At 56.1% G+C, this 21,417-nt stretch carries 19 protein-coding genes; 10 read left to right on the top strand and 9 right to left on the bottom strand.

Annotation, left to right across the window (positions count from 1 at the left end; genetic code table 11):
* Positions 1–347: 347 nt before the first annotated feature.
* Genes bioD through bioB form a run of 4 tightly spaced genes read right to left on the bottom strand, consistent with a single transcriptional unit; the run spans position 348 to position 3,951 of the window.
* Positions 348–1,025, bottom strand: coding sequence for a dethiobiotin synthase (gene bioD, locus ACIPDS_RS00095; RefSeq protein ID WP_400731846.1), 678 nt, complete (start codon positions 1,023–1,025; stop codon positions 348–350).
* Positions 1,018–1,773 (bottom strand): malonyl-ACP O-methyltransferase BioC, encoded by a 756-nt coding sequence (bioC, locus tag ACIPDS_RS00090; RefSeq protein WP_400731845.1) that lies wholly within the window; start codon positions 1,771–1,773, stop codon positions 1,018–1,020. The genes bioD and bioC overlap by 8 nt, the downstream gene beginning before the upstream one ends.
* Entirely contained in the window at positions 1,757–2,914 is a 1,158-nt protein-coding gene (gene bioF, locus ACIPDS_RS00085) for an 8-amino-7-oxononanoate synthase (RefSeq protein ID WP_400731844.1), read from the bottom strand. Before bioF ends, bioC begins: the two co-directional genes overlap by 17 nt.
* Positions 2,911–3,951: a biotin synthase BioB gene (gene bioB, locus ACIPDS_RS00080; protein ID WP_166514920.1), complete on the bottom strand. Its 1,041-nt coding sequence runs from the start codon at positions 3,949–3,951 to the stop codon at positions 2,911–2,913. Before bioB ends, bioF begins: the two co-directional genes overlap by 4 nt.
* Before the next feature lie 84 nt (positions 3,952–4,035).
* Between bioB and bioA the strand changes: the two genes are divergently transcribed.
* From bioA to ACIPDS_RS00050, 6 genes are all read left to right on the top strand, one after another.
* Positions 4,036–5,325, top strand: a complete 1,290-nt coding sequence (gene bioA / locus ACIPDS_RS00075; protein ID WP_400731841.1) for an adenosylmethionine--8-amino-7-oxononanoate transaminase — start codon at positions 4,036–4,038, stop codon at positions 5,323–5,325.
* Between the two features lie 70 nt (positions 5,326–5,395).
* Entirely contained in the window at positions 5,396–5,872 is a 477-nt protein-coding gene (locus ACIPDS_RS00070) for a kinase inhibitor (protein WP_166514918.1), read from the top strand.
* Positions 5,873–6,327: 455 nt separating this feature from the next.
* The gene (locus tag ACIPDS_RS00065) at positions 6,328–8,298 is read left to right on the top strand and encodes a PTS mannitol transporter subunit IICBA (protein WP_400731839.1); all 1,971 of its coding nucleotides are present in this window, start codon (positions 6,328–6,330) and stop codon (positions 8,296–8,298) included.
* Positions 8,299–8,353: 55 nt separating this feature from the next.
* Positions 8,354–9,511: a mannitol-1-phosphate 5-dehydrogenase gene (locus tag ACIPDS_RS00060; RefSeq protein ID WP_400731837.1), complete on the top strand. Its 1,158-nt coding sequence runs from the start codon at positions 8,354–8,356 to the stop codon at positions 9,509–9,511.
* A gap of 162 nt (positions 9,512–9,673) precedes the next feature.
* Positions 9,674–10,231: an MltR family transcriptional regulator gene (locus tag ACIPDS_RS00055; protein WP_400733370.1), complete on the top strand. Its 558-nt coding sequence runs from the start codon at positions 9,674–9,676 to the stop codon at positions 10,229–10,231.
* Between the two features lie 215 nt (positions 10,232–10,446).
* Positions 10,447–11,727, top strand: coding sequence for a putative acyl-CoA thioester hydrolase (locus ACIPDS_RS00050; RefSeq protein ID WP_166514914.1), 1,281 nt, complete (start codon positions 10,447–10,449; stop codon positions 11,725–11,727).
* Between the two features lie 154 nt (positions 11,728–11,881).
* On the opposite strand, the gene pgl is transcribed toward ACIPDS_RS00050, so the two are convergent.
* Positions 11,882–12,877 (bottom strand): 6-phosphogluconolactonase, encoded by a 996-nt coding sequence (pgl, locus tag ACIPDS_RS00045; RefSeq protein ID WP_166514913.1) that lies wholly within the window; start codon positions 12,875–12,877, stop codon positions 11,882–11,884.
* A gap of 129 nt (positions 12,878–13,006) precedes the next feature.
* Here pgl and ACIPDS_RS00040 point away from each other — a divergent pair, with 129 nt between their 5' ends.
* Positions 13,007–13,825 (top strand): pyridoxal phosphatase, encoded by an 819-nt coding sequence (locus ACIPDS_RS00040; RefSeq protein ID WP_400731836.1) that lies wholly within the window; start codon positions 13,007–13,009, stop codon positions 13,823–13,825.
* On the opposite strand, the gene modC is transcribed toward ACIPDS_RS00040, so the two are convergent.
* The 4 genes from modC to ACIPDS_RS00020 all read right to left on the bottom strand — a co-directional run bounded on the left by modC (position 13,826) and on the right by ACIPDS_RS00020 (position 16,677).
* The gene (gene modC, locus ACIPDS_RS00035) at positions 13,826–14,884 is read right to left on the bottom strand and encodes a molybdenum ABC transporter ATP-binding protein ModC (RefSeq protein ID WP_400731835.1); all 1,059 of its coding nucleotides are present in this window, start codon (positions 14,882–14,884) and stop codon (positions 13,826–13,828) included. It lies immediately after the preceding gene.
* 3 nt (positions 14,885–14,887) lie between these two features.
* Complete coding sequence (gene modB, locus ACIPDS_RS00030) at positions 14,888–15,577, bottom strand: molybdate ABC transporter permease subunit (protein ID WP_400731834.1); 690 nt, start codon at positions 15,575–15,577, stop codon at positions 14,888–14,890.
* The gene (gene modA, locus ACIPDS_RS00025; protein ID WP_400731833.1) at positions 15,577–16,350 is read right to left on the bottom strand and encodes a molybdate ABC transporter substrate-binding protein; all 774 of its coding nucleotides are present in this window, start codon (positions 16,348–16,350) and stop codon (positions 15,577–15,579) included. The genes modB and modA overlap by 1 nt, the downstream gene beginning before the upstream one ends.
* Positions 16,351–16,527: 177 nt before the next feature.
* On the bottom strand, positions 16,528–16,677 hold the full coding sequence (locus ACIPDS_RS00020; RefSeq protein WP_073971125.1) for an AcrZ family multidrug efflux pump-associated protein: 150 nt from the start codon (positions 16,675–16,677) through the stop codon (positions 16,528–16,530).
* A 130-nt stretch (positions 16,678–16,807) separates the two neighbouring features.
* Between ACIPDS_RS00020 and modE the strand changes: the two genes are divergently transcribed.
* From modE to ACIPDS_RS00005, 3 genes are all read left to right on the top strand, one after another.
* Complete coding sequence (gene modE / locus ACIPDS_RS00015; RefSeq protein WP_166514908.1) at positions 16,808–17,596, top strand: molybdenum-dependent transcriptional regulator; 789 nt, start codon at positions 16,808–16,810, stop codon at positions 17,594–17,596.
* A gap of 67 nt (positions 17,597–17,663) precedes the next feature.
* Positions 17,664–19,133, top strand: coding sequence for a molybdate ABC transporter ATP-binding protein ModF (gene modF, locus ACIPDS_RS00010; RefSeq protein ID WP_400731832.1), 1,470 nt, complete (start codon positions 17,664–17,666; stop codon positions 19,131–19,133).
* Positions 19,134–19,366: 233 nt separating this feature from the next.
* Positions 19,367–21,417, top strand: a 2,051-nt coding sequence (locus tag ACIPDS_RS00005; protein ID WP_400731831.1) for a DUF6531 domain-containing protein, incomplete at its 3' end; no start/stop codon positions are given.

The raw sequence follows: 21,417 nt of genomic DNA, 5'->3' as shown, positions 1-21,417 counted from the left end.
TTATTGATATTTAAAGAAAACAGACAAAAGACGCGTTTCACACCAATTCGGGCGAAAGCCGCATGCTCTCTCGTTCACCGCGAGTTTTCTAACCCTAATACACAGGGTTATCCACAGGAATAGTGGATAACTACCTCCAGCCCGTATCCCCCGCCACCCGGCGATTTGCGCAACATCCTGTCAATGCTGATGCAAAAAAATATTTTACTCTCGATTTTGATATGTATCAGCGAAATGTCGCCTCTTTATCTGGCGATAACAGACATGATTCCCTTACGTTTTTTACGGCGTTTCAGTTACGAATGAAGATAACCCGCTGAGGACTTTCAGCGGGTCATTAAAGAGGGTTACAGGATGCTCAGGTCGAGATATTGACCCAGTGGCTTATCGGTAATCTCATCGCCAAGCCAGGGAATTTCACCGAGCATAGGGGCTGGGATCATCCGTTTTAGCGTAGAGAGATACTCCGCGTGCCGACGTCCTGGCGGGGTGACATCATTGGCAATCCAGCCCGCCAGCCTCAATCCCGCTTGCTGTACGGCCTGAGCCGTCAGCACCGCATGGTTGATGCAGCCAAGTTTCACGCCGACCACCAGAATCACCGGCAGTTGTTCCCCCTTCACCCAGTCCGCCAGCGTCAACGTCGGCGAAAGCGGCGTATACCAGCCACCCGCCCCTTCGACGAGCACCCAGTCAGCCTGAGCCTCCAGCTTGCGCAAGCCCGCTGAGAGGACGCGGGCCTCAATCGGACGCAGTTCATCAGCGCTGACGATATGCGGAGAGGTGGGTTCAGCGAAGGTATACGGGTTCACCGCTGCATAGCCCAGCGGCACCACGCTGTTACGCTGTAGCGCCAGGGCGTCGCTGTTGCGCAACCCGTCCGGGGTCATCTCGCTGCCTGACGCCACCGGCTTGTAGCCTGCGGTACGACGCCCGAGTAAACGCGCTGCCTGTAGCAATGCGGTACTGGCGACGGTTTTCCCTACTTCCGTATCGGTTCCGGTAACATAGTAGCGTTCAATCACGCGCGATCACTCCTGTAAAAAGATGGTAAGTCAAAGGGCATTCTCCCGCCTGCGATGGCCATGCTAGCTGAAGCTGTTGCAGTCTTCCGCGCGTCAGCGTCCGGCTACTGCGCCCTTGATGAAGATGCGTCGCACCAATTCCCTTGAGCGAGCGCATTGCGCTTAAGGCATCGGGAAACGCTAACGTATGGGTAGTGACCGTGGCGCGATGACGATACGGCGCCAGGGCTTCACGCAGCGTCTGTTCGGGCAGAAAACGATTGGCGTGCGGGTGATGATCCACGGCCTGCCAGGCCCGGTTAAGTTCCGGTAAAGACCCTGCGGTAAGCGTGGTAAACGCTAATATCCCGCCGGGGCTAAGCTGCCGATAAAGACCGTCGAGGGCCACGCGGATGTCGCTGCACCACTGCACGGCCAGATTGCTCCACACCAGTTCAAAATCGCTTTCCAGTGGCGGGATATCTTCGATATCGGCCTGCAAATAGCGGTCTGCCGACTGATGTTCCCGCGCGTGTTGCAGCATTTCATGGGAGAGATCCAGCGCCGTCACGTGACTCCCCTGGCTTCGCCAGTAGCGGCTGTAGCTGCCAGGCCCGCAGCCTGCATCCAGCACGCGGGCAAATGTCTGTGCAGGAAGCTGGGCCAGAAGATGCGCGGCGCTTAAGCGTTGCAGCTCATCATGCTGATGATAATGGGCCGCCGCGCGCCCAAATGCGGCGGCGACGGCCTGCTTATCCACGTTCGCCATTCAGCACCTCCAGCAAATGGGCGATATCTTCCGGCTGGTGCGCGGCGGTCAGCGTCAGACGCAAACGTGCAGTCCCGACAGGAACGGTCGGCGGGCGGATGGCGGTGACCCAGCAACCCTGCTCGCGCAGCCGGTCGGCCAGTTGCAGCGTGCGCTGGTTATCACCAATAATCAGCGGCTGAATGGCGCTTTCCGAGTCGGTCAGAGGATAGTCCAGCCCGCGGGCTCCCCGGCGAAAATCAGCCACGTGCTGGGCTAGTATCTCGCGCCGTTGCTGCCCGTCATCGCTTTGAATAACGCCCAGCGCCGCCTGTAATGCCACCGCCTGAGCGGGCGGCATGGCGGTGCTGTAAATCAGATGCCGGGCGAATTGCACCAGGTAGTCGGCAACATCGTGGCTGCATAGCACCGCCGCCCCGCTCAGACCAAAGGCCTTACCAAAGGTAACGATCAGCAGTTCAGGATGTATGCCCTGCTGCTGGCAGCTCCCCCGGCCATTTTCGCCCTCAACGCCAATACCGTGCGCGTCGTCAACCATCAGCCAGCCTTCAGCTTCTCGCGTGACGCGGGCAATATCGGCCAGCGGCGCGCGGTCACCGTCCATGCTGAACACCCCTTCCGTCACCACCAGCTGCTGGCCGCCAACGGGCGCGCCGAGCAGGCGGGCAAGATGCTGGCTGTCATTATGCTGGAAGCGACGTAGCTGGGCCGGGCTCTGCGCTGCCGCTTCCAGTAACGATGCGTGGCTCAGACGGTCGGCAACAATCCGGTCTTCCCTGCCGGCGAGGGCGGCAATCACCGCCTGATTGGCGGCGAAACCCGAGATAAACAGCAAGGCGCGATCGTAGCCTAGCCAGTCGGCAAGCTGCTCCTCCAGACGTTGATGAGCCTGGTGATAGCCGGTGACATGCCCGGAGCCGCCCGCGCCCACACCATACAGCTCGGCCCCCTGCTGCCAGGCGCGCACCACATGCGGATGCTGGCTTAAGCCGAGATAATCATTGCTGGAGAAATTGCGGTATCGGCGTTCACCGCGCACCAGCCAGCGCCCGGCGCCCAGCGTCAGCGGTTGACGCTGGCGAAACGCCTGCGTCTCCCGGCGTTCAGCTACCGCATGTTCAATTCGGCTTTGCCAGCTCATATCGCCGCCGCGTTGTAATATTCCTCGGTGTCCGGGGTTTTGAGAACCTGCTCCAGACGTTGCTGCTGCTCGTTATCGCCGAGACTCACGCTGGTCTGCTGCGGGTTTAGCCCCAGCTTACGGAAGAGTTGTAGATCTTTGTCCTCTTCCGGGTTCGGCGTGGTCAGCAGTTTGCAGCCATAGAACACCGAGTTTGCCCCGGCCATAAAGCACATTGCCTGAGTCTGTTCGTTCATCTGCTCACGACCGGCGGACAAACGCACGTAGGAGGTCGGCATCATGATGCGCGCCACCGCAATGGTGCGAATAAAATCAAACGCATCCACATCGTCGTTATCCGCAAGCGGCGTGCCTTTTACCTTCACCAGCATGTTGATGGGCACGCTTTCCGGCGGCGTCGGCAGGTTAGCTAATTGCAGCAGCAGACCGGCACGATCGGTGACGGTTTCTCCCAATCCGACAATGCCGCCGGAGCAGACTTTAATCCCGGCATCGCGCACTTTCCCCAGCGTATCCAGACGTTCCTGGTAACTGCGGGTGGTGATGATATTGCCGTAGAATTCCGGCGAGGTGTCGAGGTTGTGGTTATAGTAATCAAGCCCCGCCGAGGCCAGACGTTCCGCCTGAGTATCGGACAGCGTACCCAGCGTCATGCAGGCTTCGAGGCCCATCTCTTTCACGCCCTGCACCATTTGCTCAAGGTAGGGCATATCGCGCTCATGCGGGTTTTTCCACGCCGCGCCCATGCAGAATCGGGTTGAACCCGCGAGCTTCGCTTTGCGCGCAGATTCCAGCACCTGCTCCACTTCCATCAGGCGTTCACTCTCAAGCCCGGTTTTGTAGCGCGAGCTTTGCGGGCAGTATTTGCAGTCTTCCGGGCAGGCGCCGGTTTTAATCGACAGCAGCGTACTCACCTGCACCTGCTGAGGGTCAAAATGTTGACGATGAATCTGCTGCGCTTCAAACAGTAAATCGAGCAGCGGTTTTTCGAAAAGAGCGGTGACTTGCGACATTGTCCAACGTAAAGGGTTAGCCATTGGCTTCTCCGGGGGTTTTGTTAATTTTCAGATCGGTTTATACTCGTAAACCTAAAACTTTTCAAAATGGTTTACAAGTCGATTATGAAAATGGACGATCTCACCTTCGATCAGCGCCACATCTGGCACCCTTATACCTCCATGACCGCACCGCTGCCGGTGTATCCAGTGGTTTCCGCTGAAGGTTGCGAGCTTAAGCTTGCTGGCGGCGAACGCCTGGTTGACGGGATGTCGTCCTGGTGGGCCACCATCCACGGTTACAACCACCCTCGCCTCAACGCGGCGATGAAAGCGCAAATCGACCAGATGTCGCACGTGATGTTTGGCGGCATAACCCACCCTTCTGCCGTGGCCTTGTGCCGCAAACTGGTGGCCATGACGCCGGAGCCGCTGGAGTGCGTATTCCTTGCCGATTCCGGGTCCGTGGCGGTGGAAGTGGCGATGAAAATGGCGTTGCAGTACTGGCAGGCCAAAGGCGAGTCCCGTCAGCGTTTTCTGACCTTCCGTAACGGCTACCACGGCGATACTTTTGGCGCGATGTCGGTGTGCGACCCGGACAATTCCATGCACAGTTTGTGGAAGGGCTATTTGCCGGAGAATCTGTTCGCGCCTGCCCCGCACAGCCGCTTTGATGGCGAATTTGATGAGTACGATATGGTGACGTTTGCGCGGCTGATGGCGGCGCATCGCGGGGAAATTGCCGCGGTGATCCTCGAGCCTATCGTGCAGGGTGCAGGCGGAATGCGGATGTATCATCCAGAGTGGTTAAGACGCATCCGCAAAATGTGCGACCGCGAAGGCATTTTGTTGATTGCCGACGAGATTGCCACCGGTTTTGGGCGTACCGGCAAGCTCTTTGCCTGCGATCATGCGGGGATCAGCGCCGATATTCTGTGTCTGGGGAAAGCGTTGACCGGCGGCACCATGACGCTGTCGGCCACCATCACCACCCGGGAAGTGGCAGAAACCATCAGCAACGGCGAAGCGGGCTGCTTTATGCACGGGCCGACGTTTATGGGCAATCCTCTGGCCTGCGCCGTTGCCACCGAAAGCCTCGCTATCCTGGAAAGCGGCGAATGGCAAACCCAGGTCGCGGCGATTGAAAGCCAGTTAAAACGCGAGCTGGCACCGGCGGGGGATTCTCCGCTGGTGGCCGACGTGCGTGTCCTGGGCGCTATCGGCGTGGTTGAAACCCGCTATCCGGTCAACATGGCACAGTTGCAGCGATTCTTCGTCGAACAAGGCGTGTGGGTACGACCGTTTGGCCGCCTGATTTATTTGATGCCACCTTATCTCATTAGCAAAGCCCAGCTTACGCGTTTGACCCGCGCGGTCTGTTTAGCGGTCGAGGAGGAAACATTTTTTATCCAATAAGCAGCAGCCATCGCGCTGAATAAAAGCTACACTCCTTTGTTAATCAGTGGATTAACAAAGGAGGCAGTCGATGAAATTAGTCAGCCACGACCTGCGTGATGGCGAAAAACTCCCCGCGCAGCAGGTTTTCAACGGGATGGGCTATGAGGGCGAAAACCTCTCTCCGCATCTGGCATGGGACGATGTGCCTACCGGCACCAAAAGCTTTGTCGTCACCTGCTTCGATCCCGATGCGCCTACCGGCTCAGGCTGGTGGCATTGGATCGTCGCGAATATTCCCGCCGACACCCGCGAATTGCCTACCGGTAGCGGCTCAGGCGTCGTGAATTTACCGACAGGCGCGCTACAAACCCGCACCGATTTCGGCAAAGCCGGTTACGGCGGCGCGGCACCGCCAAAAGGCGAAACCCACCGTTATATCTTTACCGTGCATGCGCTGGATGTCGACAAAATCGACGTTGATGAGGGTGCAAGCGGCGCGATGGTGGGCTTTAACGTGCACTTCCACTCGCTGGCGAGCGCATCAATTACCGCACTTTTTAGCTAATCCCCTTCTTATCATTAAGCCCTGCAAGGGAAACTTTGCGGGGCTTTTTTGCGTCTGGCGATCGGGTGGTTGTAATTTTATGACGTAAAAAACGCGGCGGACGGCGAAAAAGAGGTGAAGTAAGACGAGGCGAAAAACATCTTGTGAATGGCGTCACAATTTAAAAACAAAGAAGCAAAAAACAAAGGTGATTTACTTCACAAAAAAACCGTCGATGGAGGCGATTTTTTAACTTTGTAGCCAAATTACACCTCTTTATGTGATCAGTATCACTAGAAAGAGTCGAATTCGGGGGTAGGTAGAGTGATCATCATCACAAATCCCCCTCGAGTACGCGAGATGAAAACGGCGTGATAGAGTCGATTTTGCATACAGAACGACTGGATGGTTTTTGGCGAAACCATCACAACTATGACGACGCGTAACGTCTTTACGCGCACCACGAGGGGTGTTTTATGTTATCACCAGATATCAAGGTCAAGGTACAGAATTTTGGCCGTTTTCTCAGCAATATGGTGATGCCCAATATTGGCGCATTCATTGCCTGGGGTTTGATTACCGCATTATTTATTCCAACAGGCTGGCTGCCTAATGAAACGTTAGCCAAGCTGGTTGGCCCGATGATCACCTATTTGCTGCCGCTGCTTATCGGCTACACCGGGGGTCGTCTTATTGGCGGCGAGCGCGGCGGCGTGGTCGGCGCCATCACCACGATGGGCGTTATCGTCGGCGCAGATATGCCGATGTTTATGGGCGCAATGATTGCCGGGCCGCTCGGCGGTTGGGCGATTAAGCGTTTCGACCGCTGGGTAGACGGTAAAATCAAAAGCGGTTTTGAGATGCTGGTGAACAACTTCTCGGCCGGGATTATCGGCATGCTGCTGGCGATGCTCGCCTTTATGGCGATTGGCCCAATGGTTGAGATACTGTCGAAAGTGTTGGCCTCTGGGGTCAACGTGATGGTGCAAAATAACCTGCTGCCGCTGACCTCAGTGTTTGTTGAACCGGCAAAAATCCTGTTCCTCAACAATGCCATTAATCACGGGATCTTCTCGCCGCTGGGCATTCAGCAGGCGACGGAAACCGGCAAGTCAATTTTCTTCCTGATTGAAGCCAACCCGGGCCCGGGTCTGGGCGTGCTGTTAGCGTATATGTTCGTCGGCAAAGGCAGCGCCAAACAGTCTGCGGGCGGTGCGGCGATCATTCACTTCTTCGGCGGTATCCACGAGATCTACTTCCCTTATGTGCTGATGAATCCTCGCTTAATTCTGGCGGTGATTCTGGGTGGCATGACCGGCGTCTTTACCCTGACCCTGTTTAATGCAGGTCTGGTCTCCCCTGCCTCACCGGGTTCCATCTTTGCGGTCCTGTTGATGACGCCGAAAGCTTCATTAATTGGCGTGGCATTATCGATTATGGCCTCTACGCTGGTCTCCTTCCTTACCGCTTCAATGTTGCTTAAACGCGTACGCGTCGGCGACGAGGAGAGCAACGGCCTGTCTGAAGCCACTCGCCGCATGCAGGCAATGAAGCAGCAGTCTAAATCCGCGGGCAAACCGTCCGGCGAGCAGCCGGCACCGGCGCTCGATTTGTCCAAAGATATGCAACATGTACGCAAGATTATTGTTGCCTGTGACGCGGGTATGGGGTCGAGCGCGCTGGGTGCAGGCGTGCTGCGCAAAAAAGTCAAAGATGCCGGTCTGACGCATATTTCAGTGAGCAACTGCGCGATTAACAGCCTGCCTGAAGATGTTGATCTGGTGATTACGCACCAGGACTTAACGGAACGTGCCATGCGTCATGCGCCTCACGCGATGCATATTTCGCTGAGTAATTTCCTCGATAGCGGGCTGTATACCGATTTAACCACCCGCCTGATGGTGGCAAAACTGCCGCCGGCCGCGAACGATAATCGACTGATTAACCAAACGATCATTGCCGCCAACGACGAGGCATTTGACGCCAGTGAGCGTGATGAGAATCTGTTCAAGCTGAGCGCCGACAATATTTTCCTTAACTTAACCGCAGACAACAAAGCGCAGGCCATTCGCTTTGCCGGTGAGATGCTGGTCGCTGGCGGCTACGTTGAACCGGACTACATTGACGCCATGCTGGCGCGAGAAGCGCTAACCACCACCTATCTGGGAGAGTCTATCGCCGTTCCACACGGCACCGTAGAGGCCAAAGACCGCGTACTTCACACCGGGATTGTCATTTGCCAGTACCCGCAGGGCGTGCGATTCGGCGATGAGCCGGATGATATTGCCCGGCTGGTTATCGGCATTGCTGCCCGTAATAACGAGCACGTACAGGTTATCGCCCGCCTCGCCAACGCGCTGGATGATAAAGACGTTATTGAACGTCTGACGCAAACCACCAGCGTCCAGGAAATCCTGCAGATTCTGTCAGGCGAGCAAGCGGCATAAGGGTTGTGCGGGCGACCCGCCCCCGATACGGATAGTCTTTTTTGGAGTGCATTTTATGAAAGCAATACATTTTGGCGCAGGTAATATCGGTCGCGGTTTTATTGGCAAACTGCTGGCGGATGCAAAGGCTGAAGTCACCTTTGCCGATGTCAATCAGCCGTTAATCGATCAGCTGGCCCATCAGCAGCGCTATCTGGTCAACGTGGTAGGGGAAAACGCCCGCGTGGAGCAGGTCAGTCATATCCGAGCCATCAACAGCAATAGCCCTGATGCCATTCAACAGATTGCCGAGGCGGATATGATAACCACCGCCGTCGGCCCTCAGGTCTTGAGCAAAATCGCCAATACGCTGGCCCTCGGGCTGATTGCCCGTCATGCCAGCGGTAACGACCGGCCGATGAATATCATCGCCTGTGAAAATATGGTGCGCGGCACCAGTCAGCTTAAAAATCATGTACTGGAGGCCGTTCCTTCTGAACTTCATGCCTGGGTTGAAGCACATGTAGGCTTTGTCGATTCCGCCGTCGATCGCATTGTTCCACCCAGCCTTGCGGCGAACGACGATCCTCTGGACGTGACGGTGGAAACCTTTAGCGAGTGGATTGTTGACAGCACCCAGTTCAAAGGCCAGTTGCCAGAGATTGCCGGGATGGAGCCCACCTCGAATCTGATGGCCTACATTGAGCGTAAGCTCTTTACGCTTAACACCGGTCATGCCATTACCGCTTATCTTGGACAATTGGCGGGGCATCAAACCATTCGCGATGCCATTCTCGATCCGGCAATTCGTGAAGTGGTACAAGGTGCGATGAGCGAAAGCGGCGAGGTGCTCATTCAGCGCTACGGTTTTGATGCAGCCCAGCATGCGGCGTATATCAACAAAATTCTTACCCGCTTTGAGAATCCGTATTTGCATGACGACGTTGAACGCGTGGGTCGCCAGCCGCTGCGTAAGTTAAGCGAAGGCGATCGCTTAATTAAGCCACTGCGCGGAACGCTTGAGTATGGCCTCCCCCACGCAAATCTGGTGATAGGCATTGCGGCCGCATTACGCTATCGCAGCGAGAATGACCCGCAGGCGCAAGAAATGGCCGCTTTATTGCGCGAACATGGCGTCACGGATACCGTTGTTCAGGTTTGTGGCCTGAACGACCAGCCAAAACTTGTCGCACAGATAGCGAATGTGTATAACGCCATGCAACGCAAGGCATGATGCCACCCATGTGGTTGGCGCTGCCGCTCTCCGGTAGCGCCAGATAGGAATGATGAGATGAAACACAATCGCCTGCGCTTAGCCGCGCAAACAGAGATAAATGAGCATCATCCAAAAGCGCCTGCGCCCGCAAAGCCGCGGGCACCGGAATATGAAGCCACGATGATGACCCCAATGGACGAATCCGATCTTTATAAAAATCAGGCCGTTGAAAATCGAATTTTAGAGCGATTAAACGCGCGGCAAACGCTCACCGGCTTCATTCAGACTGCCGTGGGGTTGCTAGCGGAAGCGGTGGATCTCCTGATTCTGCAAGCCTTTCGTAAAGACGACTATGCCGTGAAATACGCGGTAGAGCCGCTGCTGGAGGGCACGGGGCCGCTGGCAAATTTGTCGGTGCGCCTGAAACTGATTTATGCGCTCGGCGTCATTAGCCGCGATGAATATGAAGACGTCGAGCTTCTGGTGGCGCTCAACGGTGAATTGCTTAATGAAAATAAGATCTACAGCTTTACCGATGATGAAATTCTGGGGCCCATCAGCATGCTGCACTGCATGACGGCGCTGCCACCGCAGCCGACGTTGCATCTGCCTGAGGACGTGGTGGATGAATCACTCATTACCATGCAAGAGCAACGCTATCAGCAGATGGTGCGTTCTACGTTAGTGTTGAGCATCACCGATTTAGTCACGAATTTGACGCATAAAAAAGCGTTTTAAAGGGTAGCAGGATGGCGCACGACCGTAGAGCGGCACAATGATGCTGTCGTTATGATGAGGCTATTCTTACTCAGAAATCCCACCATCGTCTTCCGCACACCTAAGTCGCCAAAAAAACAGGCGATTTTTGTCAGTATATCTTCCCGTTTCGCTCAACATAGTATAAAAAGGCTGCTTTTACAGGATTCACATTCACTTAATTAGCCTGGAGCAACATGAACATTTTATCGGTTTCTCGTCTGGCGCTGGCATTGGCTTTTGGCGTGACACTGACGGCGTGCAGCTCAACGCCTGCGGATCAACGGCCATCTGATCAGGCCGCACCTGGAACATCCTCTCGTCCGGTGTTATCTGCTGATGAAGCGCAGAACTTTACCGCCGCGCGTTACTTCTCATCGCTTGATCCGAACGCTGCTGCCTGGTCTCCATCGCCTATCGCGATTCCAGCCAAAGCTGACTTCGTGGTGGGGCCTGCGGGTACACAGGGCGTGACGCATACCACCCTGCAAGCTGCGGTTGACGCCGCGATTACCCGCCGCAGCAACACGCGCCAGTTCATTGAAGTGTTACCGGGTGAATATCAGGGCACCGTGTATATTCCGGCAGCCTCCGGCAGCATTACCATTTACGGCAGCGGCGAGAAAGCCTCCGACGTGAAAATCGGTCTGGCTATCGACTCCGAAATTGACACCGCGACCTGGCGTCGTCTGGTGAACCCGGGCGGTAAATACATGCCTGGTAAACCAGCGTGGTATATGTTCGACAACTGCCAGAGCAAACGTAGCGCCACCATCGGCATGATGTGTTCCGCGGTCGTTTGGTCACAAAACAACGGTCTGCAAATGCAGAACCTGACCATCGAAAACAACCTCGGCGATAGCGTGGATGCGGGTACGCACCAGGCCGTCGCGCTGCGTACCGATGGCGACAAAACCCAGTTGAACAACGTCAACATTCTGGGCCGTCAGAACACCTTCTTTGTCACCAACAGCGGCGTAGACAACCGTCTGCAGAACAACCGCCAGACCCGTACGCTGGTCAGCAACAGCTATATTGAAGGTGATGTAGATATCGTTTCCGGCCGCGGCGCGGTGGTGTTTGATAACACCGACTTCCGCGTGGTGAACTCCCGTACCCAGCAGGAAGGTTACGTGTTCGCCCCGGCAACACAGTCCAACATCTTCTACGGCTTCCTGGCGACTAACAGCCGCTTCACCGCATCCGGTGACGGCGTGGCGCAGCTGGGCCGTTCTCTGGACGTCGACAGCAATACCAACGGTCAGGTTGTGATCCGCGATAGCGTGATTAACGAAGGCTTCAACGGGGCAAAACCGTGGGCTGACGCCGCCATTTCAAAACGTCCCTTCAGCGGCAACACCGGCGCGAAGGACGACAAAGGCGAGATGAAACGCGATCTGAACGACCGTAACTTCAACCGTATGTGGGAGTACAACAACCGCGGCGTGGGAAGTCATGTGATGGCGGAAGCTAAATAGTCATTTAGCTAAGTGATAAAAGGCTCATGCATCGCATGAGCCTTTTTTTTGGCCTGCTGAATAAGACTGCCGCGTAGGCCTGATAAGCGTAGCGCCATCAGGCAGCCCGACGCCATTGCCGGATGGCGGCGTACGCCTTATCCGGCCTACCTGATTAATGCGCGTTAATCACTACCCACATTGGGCCCTGACCTACCGCATAGCGGCCTTTCTCCTGCAGCAGCCCCTGCACACCGGCAATTTCATACACCGCGATATGGTGCGACTTCTGACCTGCCGCGACGAGGTACTTACCGCTATGGTCGATATTAAAGCCGCGCGGCTGGGTTTCGGTTGGCTGGAAGCCTTCTAATGACAGCACGCTGCCATCTTCCGATACGCTAAAGATGGTAATCAGGCTTGAAGTACGGTCGCAGGCGTAAAGGTGACGGCCATCCGGGGTGATGTGGATGTCTGCCGCCCAGCGGGTGTCAGAGAAATCGGCTGGCATCATATCCAGCGTCTGTACGCACTCAATGTTGCCGTGAGGATCTTTTAGCTCCCAGACGTTAACGGTGCCGTTGAGCTCATTGACGCAGTAGGCGTACTGCTCGTTCGGATGGAACACCAGGTGACGCGGGCCCGCACCTTCAACCGTCGTCACTTCCGCAGGCGTTTGCGCGGATAAGAAGCCATCATCACCAAGCGTAAACAGGCAGATACGATCTTGTTTGAGGGCAGGAACCCACAGCGTGCGGTTATCCGGAGAGATATTGGCGGAGTGGCAGCCATCAAGCCCTTCCTGCACCGTCACCGTGTCGCGCGGCAGACCGTCTTCCAGACGAATCACGCTCACGTTGGCCTGGTTGTAAGAGGCGCTAAAGACGAAGTTGCCTTTGCGGTCGGTAGAGATATGCGTTGGGCTGCCCGGTAACGGTGCCTGGGCCGCAAAGGTCAACGCGCCATCGTCCGGGGCGATACGGTAAGCTAGCACACGAAACTCCGGGCGTACGCCAACATACAAGAAACGTTTATCGGGGCTGACGACCATCGGCTGCACCTGACCTGGAACATCTACCACCTGCACCAGCGTCAGGCTACCGTCGTGATTCAGCGTCCAGACGTGGATCTGCTGACTTTCCGGGCTGGCGGTATAAACGGTCTGTTTCATGACTACTCCTTTTAGGAAAACGTAGAATTGTGGCGATTTATCGCGGCCTGCTTCACATCATTTTGCCGCACAGGTATCTCGGTGTACCATCCTGAACAGCGAATTTTCTCTTTAACTCGAGACATATCTATGACTGCACGTGTAATTGCCCTGGATCTGGACGGAACGCTCCTGACGCCGAAGAAAACCCTGCTCCCCTCTTCTCTGGAAGCGCTCAATCGTGCCCGCGATGCGGGGTATCAATTAATGATTGTGACCGGTCGTCACCACGTTGCGATTCATCCTTTTTATCAGGCACTGGCGTTAGATACACCTGCAATTTGTTGTAATGGTACTTACTTGTATGATTATCAAGCAAAAAAAGTCCTGGATGCCGATCCCATGCCGGTGGAAAAAGCCCAGCAGCTGATTACGTTACTGGATGAGCACAAGATCCATGGCCTGATGTATGTCGACGATACCATGATGTACCAGTACCCCACCGGACATGTTATTCGCACCGGTAACTGGGCGCTGACGCTGCCAGAAGATCAGCGGCCCTCCTTTACTCAGGTGGATTCCCTGGCCCAGGCCGCGCACGACGTCAAAAACGTGTGGAAATTTGCCCTGACCGATGAAGACGGCCAGAAGCTGCAAAACTTCGCCAGACACGTTGAGCAGACGCTGCAACTGGAGTGCGAATGGTCATGGCACGATCAGGTGGATATCGCCCGCCAGGGTAACAGTAAGGGTAAACGCCTGACCCAGTTTGTGACCTCGCAGGGCTGGTCTATGCAGGACGTGATTGCTTTTGGCGATAATTTTAACGATATCAGTATGCTGGAAGCGGCGGGAACCGGTGTGGCGATGGGAAATGCCGACGAGGCAGTCAAAGCCCGCGCCAACGTGGTGATCGGCGAAAACACCACGGATGCTATCGCCGACTTTATCTATAAAAACCTGCTGTAATCAGGCGGTGATCGACACGCTTTTAACCTGCGCATAGAGCCACTGGCCTGGTTTCACCGCCAGGTCATCTCTTGCCCATGGGCTGATGCGCGCCCACAGCGTGCGGCCGCTGACGTCAAGCTGGACTTCTACCTGGCCCTGAGTGTCAAAACATTGCAACACTTTGGCGTGCAGCACGTTACGGATACTGGTGTGGGGTGAAGGCTGGAGCACCAGCGACACATCGGTCGCCTGAATGCGCACTCGCACCGCGCTTTGCAGCGGCTTCTCGAGCTTATTTACCCAGATATGTTGGTCGCCCAACGCCAGCGCGGTCATTGCGTAATGCGGATGATGCTCCATGACCGTCACGCGCAGAATGCTGCTTTGCTGATCCTGCGGCAGCCACGGGTGCATCACGCTGCTGCCCCACACGTCCTCCAGATTGCCAAAGGCTTTGACCTGCCCGCCTTCCAGCACCAGCACTTTATCGGCCAGATGCAGGATTTCGTCCAGCGAATGGCTGACGTAGAGCATCGGAATATTAATCTCCCGCGCTAAGCGTTGCAGGTACGGCAGCAGCTCACGTTTGCGCGGAATATCGAGCGACGCCAGAGGCTCATCAAGCAGCAGCAGTTCCGGCGCGGTTAATAGCGCCCGGCCAATCGCCACGCGCTGTTTCTCCCCGCCGGAGAGACTGCCGGGCAGGCGGTCGAGCAATGATTCAATGCCGAGTAGCTCCACCAGTTTATCAAACTGGTCAGCCATGCTTTTCGCCATTCCGTAGCGCAGATTGCCGCGTACTTTGTAGTGCGGAAAAAGTCGCGCATCCTGGAACACGTAGCCAATGCGCCTTTTTTCAGGCGCGAGGTTGATGCCCTGCTCCGCGTCATTGAGCACTCGTCCATTGAGCACGATGCGCCCCTGCTGCGGCCGGGTCAGCCCGCTAATGGCATTAATCAGCGAGGTTTTACCCGCCCCGGAAACGCCGAATACGGCAGTAATTCCGGAGGCAGGCAGAGATTCGTTAATTTGCAGACAGTGCGTGCCCAGCGTCTGGCTAAAATTGAGCTCCAGCATGCGTTACGCTCCTATCCGTTGACGGCTCAGACGCGCCAGCCATTCTGAAATCATCAGCGAAATCAGCGCCAGGACAATGGAAATCAGGCACAGACGCGCCGCTGCGCTTTCGCCACCGGGGGTCTGAATCAGGGTGTACATCGCGGAAGGAATGGTGCGCGTTTCGCCGGGAATATTCGAGACAAAGGTGATCGTCGCACCAAACTCGCCCAGCGAGCGGGCAAAGGCCAGCACCGTACCGACGATAATGCCGGGCAGCATTAACGGTAACGTAATGGTACAAAACACGCGCCAGCGCCCGGCGCCTAAGGTACGCGCCGCCTGTTCAAGCTTGACGTCAACGCCTTCCAGCGCCAGACGAATCGCTCTGACCATCAGCGGGAACGACATCACCGCCGCCGCTATCACCGCACCGCGCCAGCTAAAGGCAAAGGTCAGACCGAACCAGTCATAAAGCCAGCTACCGAGAAAGCCACGGCGTCCCATCGCGATGAGCAATAGATAACCCACAACCACCGGCGGCAGCACTAGCGGCAGATGGATAAACCCATCGAGCAGCGCTTTACCGGGGAAATTTCTGCGCACCAGCAGCCAGGCAAAAAAGATCCCAAACGGCAGACTAAAAACCACAGCCAGGGATGACACTTTCAGGCTCAGCAGAACCGCTTGCCATTCGGGATCGGACAATATCATTAGCGAGTTGTAAATCCGTAACGTTTAAAGATTTCAGATGCCTGCGACCCTTTCAGATAATCATAAAACGCGGTAACCGTCGCATTTTTATGACCATCGGTAATGGCAATAGGGTATTCAACCTTCTTGTGGGAATCTTCCGGGAAGGTGCCGACAACTTTAACACCTTTGCTGGCCACCGCGTCAGAGCCGTAAACGATACCCAGCGGCGCTTCATTACGTTCTACCAGCGCCAGTGCGCCGCGAACGTCTTCCGCTGGCGCCAGTTTCGGTGACAGGGTTTCCCATGCGCCGAGCTTTTGCAGCGCTTCTTTCGCATAGATGCCTGCCGGGACGTGTTCCGGGTCACCTACCGCCAGACGGCCGTCTTTGAGCAGGCTGGTCCAGTTGGTTTTCGCATCGATAGTGATATCGCCCTGCGCGCTCGCTTTTGGCGCGACCACGACCAGACTATTGCCCAGCAGAGTTTCACGCGTGGCGGTATCAATCGCCTTCTTATCTACCGCGTAGTCCATCCATTTCTGGTCAGCGGAGATAAACAGGTCAGCGGGTGCACCCGCTTCAATCTGGCGAGCCAGCGTCGAGGAAGACGCGAAAGAAGAAACCACGTCAACGTTCTTCTCTTTTTTGTACTCTTTAGCAATATCCTGCATCGCATTGGTCAGCGAGGCGGCAGCAAATACGGTGATTTTAGCGTCATCCGCCAGCGCGTGACCCGCCACGGAGAGCGTCAATGTCGCTCCCGCAAACAAACGTAACCATGAACCTGTCATTTGAAACTCCTGTGAATACCGTTGTATACAAAAAAATACAGCGGTGAGTATAAGGACTTTCCTGGTTTATTGCATTACAGATGCATGAATTATTACTGTATTTACGGGATATTATCGGCAGGAGTGTGAGGAACTTCATAGCAAAACGTCCGGTGAAACCGGACGTTTTTGAGGAAATCAGTGAGTTTTCTGGTCGCGATCTTTGTGACCGACGCCGGAGAAGATGTTAAACACTTCACCCAGACCGTAAATCAACCCCAGGATGATAGCCATCACTACGGGCACCATGATTACGGCAAATACCAGACTTTTCAACAGCTCTAACATGGTTAACTCCAGATATTGTGATGCGGCTATTGTAACCGGATAGCGCAGAAATACACTCCCTTTTGTGCGGTGTGCTTTGCGTGAGCGGCTATTTGGGTCAGAATACCCTTTTTCTTGCCAGGATACTCTTATGCAAGCCGAAATCCTTCTGACCCTTAAGCTCCAGCAGCGCCTGTTTGCCGATCCGCGCCGCATCTCGCTACTCAAACAAATAGCACAGACCGGCTCAATCAGCCAGGGAGCTAAAAATGCGGGAATCAGCTACAAGAGCGCCTGGGACGCCATTAATGAGATGAATCAGCTTAGCGAACAGTCGCTGGTTGACCGCGCGACAGGCGGTAAAGGCGGCGGCGGCGCGGTATTAACCCGCTACGGTCAGCGCCTGATCCAACTCTACGATCTGCTGGCGCAAATCCAGCAAAAAGCCTTCGATGTGTTAAGCGATGACGATGCTCTGCCGCTGGACAGCCTGCTGGCCGCCATCTCCCGCTTCTCGCTGCAAACCAGCGCCCGCAACCAATGGTTTGGTACGGTCACTCAACGCGACCATCAGCAGGTACAGCAGCACGTCGATATCCTTTTAGCGGACGGCACTACCCGCCTGAAAGTGGCCATCACCGCCCAAAGCGGCGAACGGCTGGGGCTGGATGAAGGTAAAGAGGTTCTGGTGCTGTTGAAAGCGCCGTGGGTTAACGTCACGCGAGATCCCGCGGTTGCCGCCCAGGCCGATAATCAGCTGGCCTGCCGTATCAGCCACATTCAGCGCGGTAAAGAACAGTGCGAAGTGCTGATGGCTTTACCGGACGGGCAGACGTTATGCGCCACTCTTGCGCTTGCTGAGGCCCAGACGCTGGAAGAAGGTGCCGAGGTCATCGCATTCTTTAATGCCGACCGTATCATTGTTGCGACGCTATGCTAATGGCATTGACATTATCCGCCTGAACACGTATCCCTGATGTATAACGCTGCAAAAATCGGGATACATCATGTCATCATTGCAAATTACGCAAGGCACGTTTCGTCTTAGCGACACAAAAACATTAAAAATTGAGCATCTGACGCTGCGTGCCGGAGAAAGCTGGGCGTTCGTCGGCAGTAATGGTAGCGGTAAATCGGCACTCGCCCGCGCGCTGGCAGGCGAGCTGCCGCTGCTTTCCGGTAGTCGCCAATGCCAATTTCATCGCATCACCCGCCTCTCTTTTGAACAGCTGCAAAAGCTGGTCAGTGATGAATGGCAACGCAACAACACCGATATGCTCAGCCCCGATGAAGACGATACCGGACGCACTACCGCACAAATTATTCAGGATGAAGTGAACGACCCAGCACGGTGTGCAACGCTCGCTGAACAGTTCGGCATCAGCCATCTGCTGGAGCGCCGCTTTAAGTATCTTTCGACCGGGGAAACGCGCAAAACCTTGTTATGCCAGGCGTTAATGTCGCAGCCGGATCTCTTGATCCTTGATGAACCGTTTGACGGGCTGGACGTTGCCTCCCGCCGCCAGCTTGCCTGTCATCTGGCAACGCTGCACGAAGCCGGTTATACGCTGGTGCTGGTGCTTAACCGTTTTGATGATATCCCAGACTTTGTGCCCTTCGCCGGTGTGCTGGCAGATTGTACGTTAGCGCAAACCGGTGAGACAAAGGCGCTGCTGGCGCAAACGCTCATCGCCCAACTTGCGCACAGTGAAAAACTCTCCGGCATGACATTGCCCGAGCCGGACGCCCCTTCTGCCCGGCTTTCTCTGCCCGACGGCCAGCCGCTTATCGTGCTCAATGACGGCGTGATTTCCTACAACGACCGGCCCATCATTAACCATCTGAGCTGGACGGTCGCCCCTGGCGAACACTGGCAAATTGTCGGGCCAAACGGCGCGGGGAAATCTACGCTATTAAGTCTGGTCACCGGCGATCATCCGCAGGGTTATAGCAACGATTTAACCCTGTTTGGCCGCCGTCGCGGCAGCGGTGAAACCATCTGGGACATTAAAAAGCACATCGGCTACGTCAGCAGCAGCCTGCATCTGGATTACCGCGTCAGCACAAACGTGCGCAACGTCATCCTCTCCGGCTATTTTGATTCGATAGGCATCTATCAGGCCGTCTCCGATAAGCAGCGCAAACTGGTCGATGAGTGGTTAAATATTCTCGGTATGGACGCACGCACCGCCGACGCGCCGTTCCACAGTCTCTCCTGGGGGCAGCAGCGCCTGGCGCTGATCGTTCGCGCGTTGGTGAAACATCCAACGTTATTGATCCTTGATGAGCCATTGCAGGGGTTAGATCCCCTCAATCGTCAGGTAGTCCGACGCTTTATAGACGTGCTGATCGGTGAAGGAAAAACGCAGCTGCTGTTTGTCTCGCACCACGCGGAGGATGCGCCGGAGTGTATTACCCACCGGTTGGAATTTGTGGCCGAGGGGGATGGATATGGCTACAGGGTGGGTGCAATCTGAATCAATGGGATGAGTGTTCTACACTATCTCTTTAGATGCAGATCTATTTTTTTATCATATACAAAAAAGCCACCTCATCATAAAAATTTATTAATTAATTGAAAATACTATGATTTATTTTTTCACCTCCTATAAAAATGAGGTTCTCATCACACATCCATAACTGATTATTGCCTCTAATACTTTTGCACAACGTCTGATGTGCACGGATTAACAGCAAAAGGATTTGAGCGATGAGCGGAAAACCGGCGGCACGCCAGGGGGACATGACCAAATACGGCGGCCCGATAGTGCAGGGCTCGCTGGGTGTGATGATTGGTGCGCCTTCCGGCGTCGCCTGCTCGGTCTGCCCCGGTGGGGTGACTTCCGGTAACCCGGTCAACCCGCTGCTGGGGGCAAAGGTGCAGCCCGGCGAGACGGATATCGCGCTGCCCGGCCCGCTGCCGTTTGTCCTCACCCGCTCGTACAACAGCTACCAGACGAAAACACCGGCACTGGTAGGTTTATTCGGCCCCGGCTGGAAAATGCCCGCCGACCTGCGCTTACAGCTGCGCGATGCAGCGCTGATTCTGAACGACAACGGCGGGCGAAGTATTCACTTTGAACCGCTCTTTCCGGGCGAGTGCTCGTACAGCCGCAGCGAGTCCTTCTGGCTGGCGCGCGGCGGGATTGCTGCCCTGCATGACAGTCATCCGCTGCATGCACTCTGGCAGACGCTGCCGGAAGATATCCGCTTAAGCCCGCATATTTATCTGGCAACGAACAGCTTTCAGGGGCCGTGGTGGATACTCGGCTGGGCAGAGCGGGTGCCGGGCGTGGATGAGGTGCTTCCTGCGCCGCTGCCACCGTACCGGGTACTGACCGGGCTGGCGGACCGCTTCGGTCGTACCCTGCGCTATCACCGCGCGGTAGAGGGTGAGCTGGCCGGCCACATCACCGGCGTCACCGATGGCAACGGCAGACGTTTTCAGCTGGTACTGACCACCCAGGCACAGCGCGCGGAAGCGGCTGAAGTACCTTATCGGGAAACCCTGCCCGCCGCCGGATACGGTCAGGACTGCGGGGTCCGCCTGTCCCAGGTGTGGCTGACGCATGACCCGCTGTTTCCTGACGACCTTCCCGCCGCCCCGCTGGTGCGCTACGCCTACTCCCCGCGCGGTGAACTGCTGGCGGTCTATGACCGTGGCGATGTGCAGGTGCGCCGCTTCTCTTATGACCCGCACCACACCGGCAGAATGGTGGCCCAGCAGTACGCCGGGCGCCCGCCGGTCTCCTACGAATATGATGCTGACGGCTGGGTTATCGCCCAGCATCACCCCGATGGTCTGAGCTACACCTACGCCTATGGCAAAAACACCGTCACCATTACCGACAGCCTGAACCGCCGCGAGGTCTTACACACCGAAGGCGAAGGCGGCCTGAAGCGGGTGGTGAAAAAAGAATTCGCTGACGGCAGCGTCACTCACAGTGAGTTCGACGGTTATGGCAGGTTAAAGGCACAGACGGATGCCGCCGGACGGCGCACGGAATACAGCCGGACGGTCACCACGGGTATCGTCACGGAGGTGATGTGGCCGGACGGCCGGAAAACACGCTACGGCTATAACCGCCAGAGCCAGCTGACCGCCACGACGTACCCGGACGGCCTGCACAGCAGCCGTGACTATGATGAAATGGGCCGGCTGGTGAAGGAGACCTCGCGCAGCGGCGAAACCACGACGTACAGTTATGACAATCCGGCCAGTGAACTGCCCGCATCAACAGAAGATGCGACCGGCAGCCGCAAGGAGATGCACTGGCGGGACGACGGGCTGCTGCTGGCCTTTACCGACTGCTCGGGTTACCAGACGCGCTATGAGTATGACCGCTTCGGCCAGATGACGGCGTTGCACCGCGAGGAAGGGCTGAGCGTTTACCGCAGCTACAACAGCCGTGGCCAGTTAATCGCCGTCCGTGACGGTGAAAATCGTGAAACCCGCTACGACTACAACGCCGCCGGTGACCTGATAACCGTGACCGCCCCGGACGGCAGCCGGACAGAAACCCACTACGACAGCCGGGGCAACATCACCAGCACCACCCAGGGCGGCCTGACGCGGAAAATGGCCTATGATATTGCCGGAAGAGCCATTCGCCTCACCAACGAAAACGCCGCCACCACAACGTTCAGTTATGACGTGATGGACCGCCTGACGGCGCAGACCGGCTTTGACGGCAGATGCCAGCGCTACCACTACGACCTGACCGGGCATCTCACGCAGAGCGCTGATGAAAACCTCATCAC

The sequence above is a fragment of the Kluyvera sp. NPDC087067 genome, from assembly GCF_044745165.1.
In the GTDB taxonomy this organism is placed as follows: domain Bacteria; phylum Pseudomonadota; class Gammaproteobacteria; order Enterobacterales; family Enterobacteriaceae; genus Kluyvera.
The sequence above is the reverse complement of the archived record's forward strand: the minus strand, read 5'-3'. Positions and strand labels throughout refer to the sequence as shown.

Bases quoted from the DNA above. Each gene is read 5' to 3' on its own strand.
- bioC (WP_400731845.1), bottom strand. From the start codon at position 1,773: ATGGCGAACGTGGATAAGCAGGCCGTCGCCGCCGCATTTGGGCGCGCG.
- modB (WP_400731834.1), bottom strand. From the start codon at position 15,577: ATGATATTGTCCGATCCCGAATGGCAAGCGGTTCTGCTGAGCCTGAAA.
- bioF (WP_400731844.1), bottom strand. From the start codon at position 2,914: ATGAGCTGGCAAAGCCGAATTGAACATGCGGTAGCTGAACGCCGGGAG.
- modF (WP_400731832.1), top strand. From the start codon at position 17,664: ATGTCATCATTGCAAATTACGCAAGGCACGTTTCGTCTTAGCGACACA.
- ACIPDS_RS00050 (WP_166514914.1), top strand. From the start codon at position 10,447: ATGAACATTTTATCGGTTTCTCGTCTGGCGCTGGCATTGGCTTTTGGC.
- modE (WP_166514908.1), top strand. From the start codon at position 16,808: ATGCAAGCCGAAATCCTTCTGACCCTTAAGCTCCAGCAGCGCCTGTTT.
- ACIPDS_RS00040 (WP_400731836.1), top strand. From the start codon at position 13,007: ATGACTGCACGTGTAATTGCCCTGGATCTGGACGGAACGCTCCTGACG.
- ACIPDS_RS00060 (WP_400731837.1), top strand. From the start codon at position 8,354: ATGAAAGCAATACATTTTGGCGCAGGTAATATCGGTCGCGGTTTTATT.
- ACIPDS_RS00055 (WP_400733370.1), top strand. From the start codon at position 9,674: ATGATGACCCCAATGGACGAATCCGATCTTTATAAAAATCAGGCCGTT.
- ACIPDS_RS00070 (WP_166514918.1), top strand. From the start codon at position 5,396: ATGAAATTAGTCAGCCACGACCTGCGTGATGGCGAAAAACTCCCCGCG.
- bioB (WP_166514920.1), bottom strand. From the start codon at position 3,951: ATGGCTAACCCTTTACGTTGGACAATGTCGCAAGTCACCGCTCTTTTC.
- ACIPDS_RS00065 (WP_400731839.1), top strand. From the start codon at position 6,328: ATGTTATCACCAGATATCAAGGTCAAGGTACAGAATTTTGGCCGTTTT.
- pgl (WP_166514913.1), bottom strand. From the start codon at position 12,877: ATGAAACAGACCGTTTATACCGCCAGCCCGGAAAGTCAGCAGATCCAC.
- bioA (WP_400731841.1), top strand. From the start codon at position 4,036: ATGAAAATGGACGATCTCACCTTCGATCAGCGCCACATCTGGCACCCT.
- modC (WP_400731835.1), bottom strand. From the start codon at position 14,884: ATGCTGGAGCTCAATTTTAGCCAGACGCTGGGCACGCACTGTCTGCAA.
- ACIPDS_RS00020 (WP_073971125.1), bottom strand. From the start codon at position 16,677: ATGTTAGAGCTGTTGAAAAGTCTGGTATTTGCCGTAATCATGGTGCCC.
- modA (WP_400731833.1), bottom strand. From the start codon at position 16,350: ATGACAGGTTCATGGTTACGTTTGTTTGCGGGAGCGACATTGACGCTC.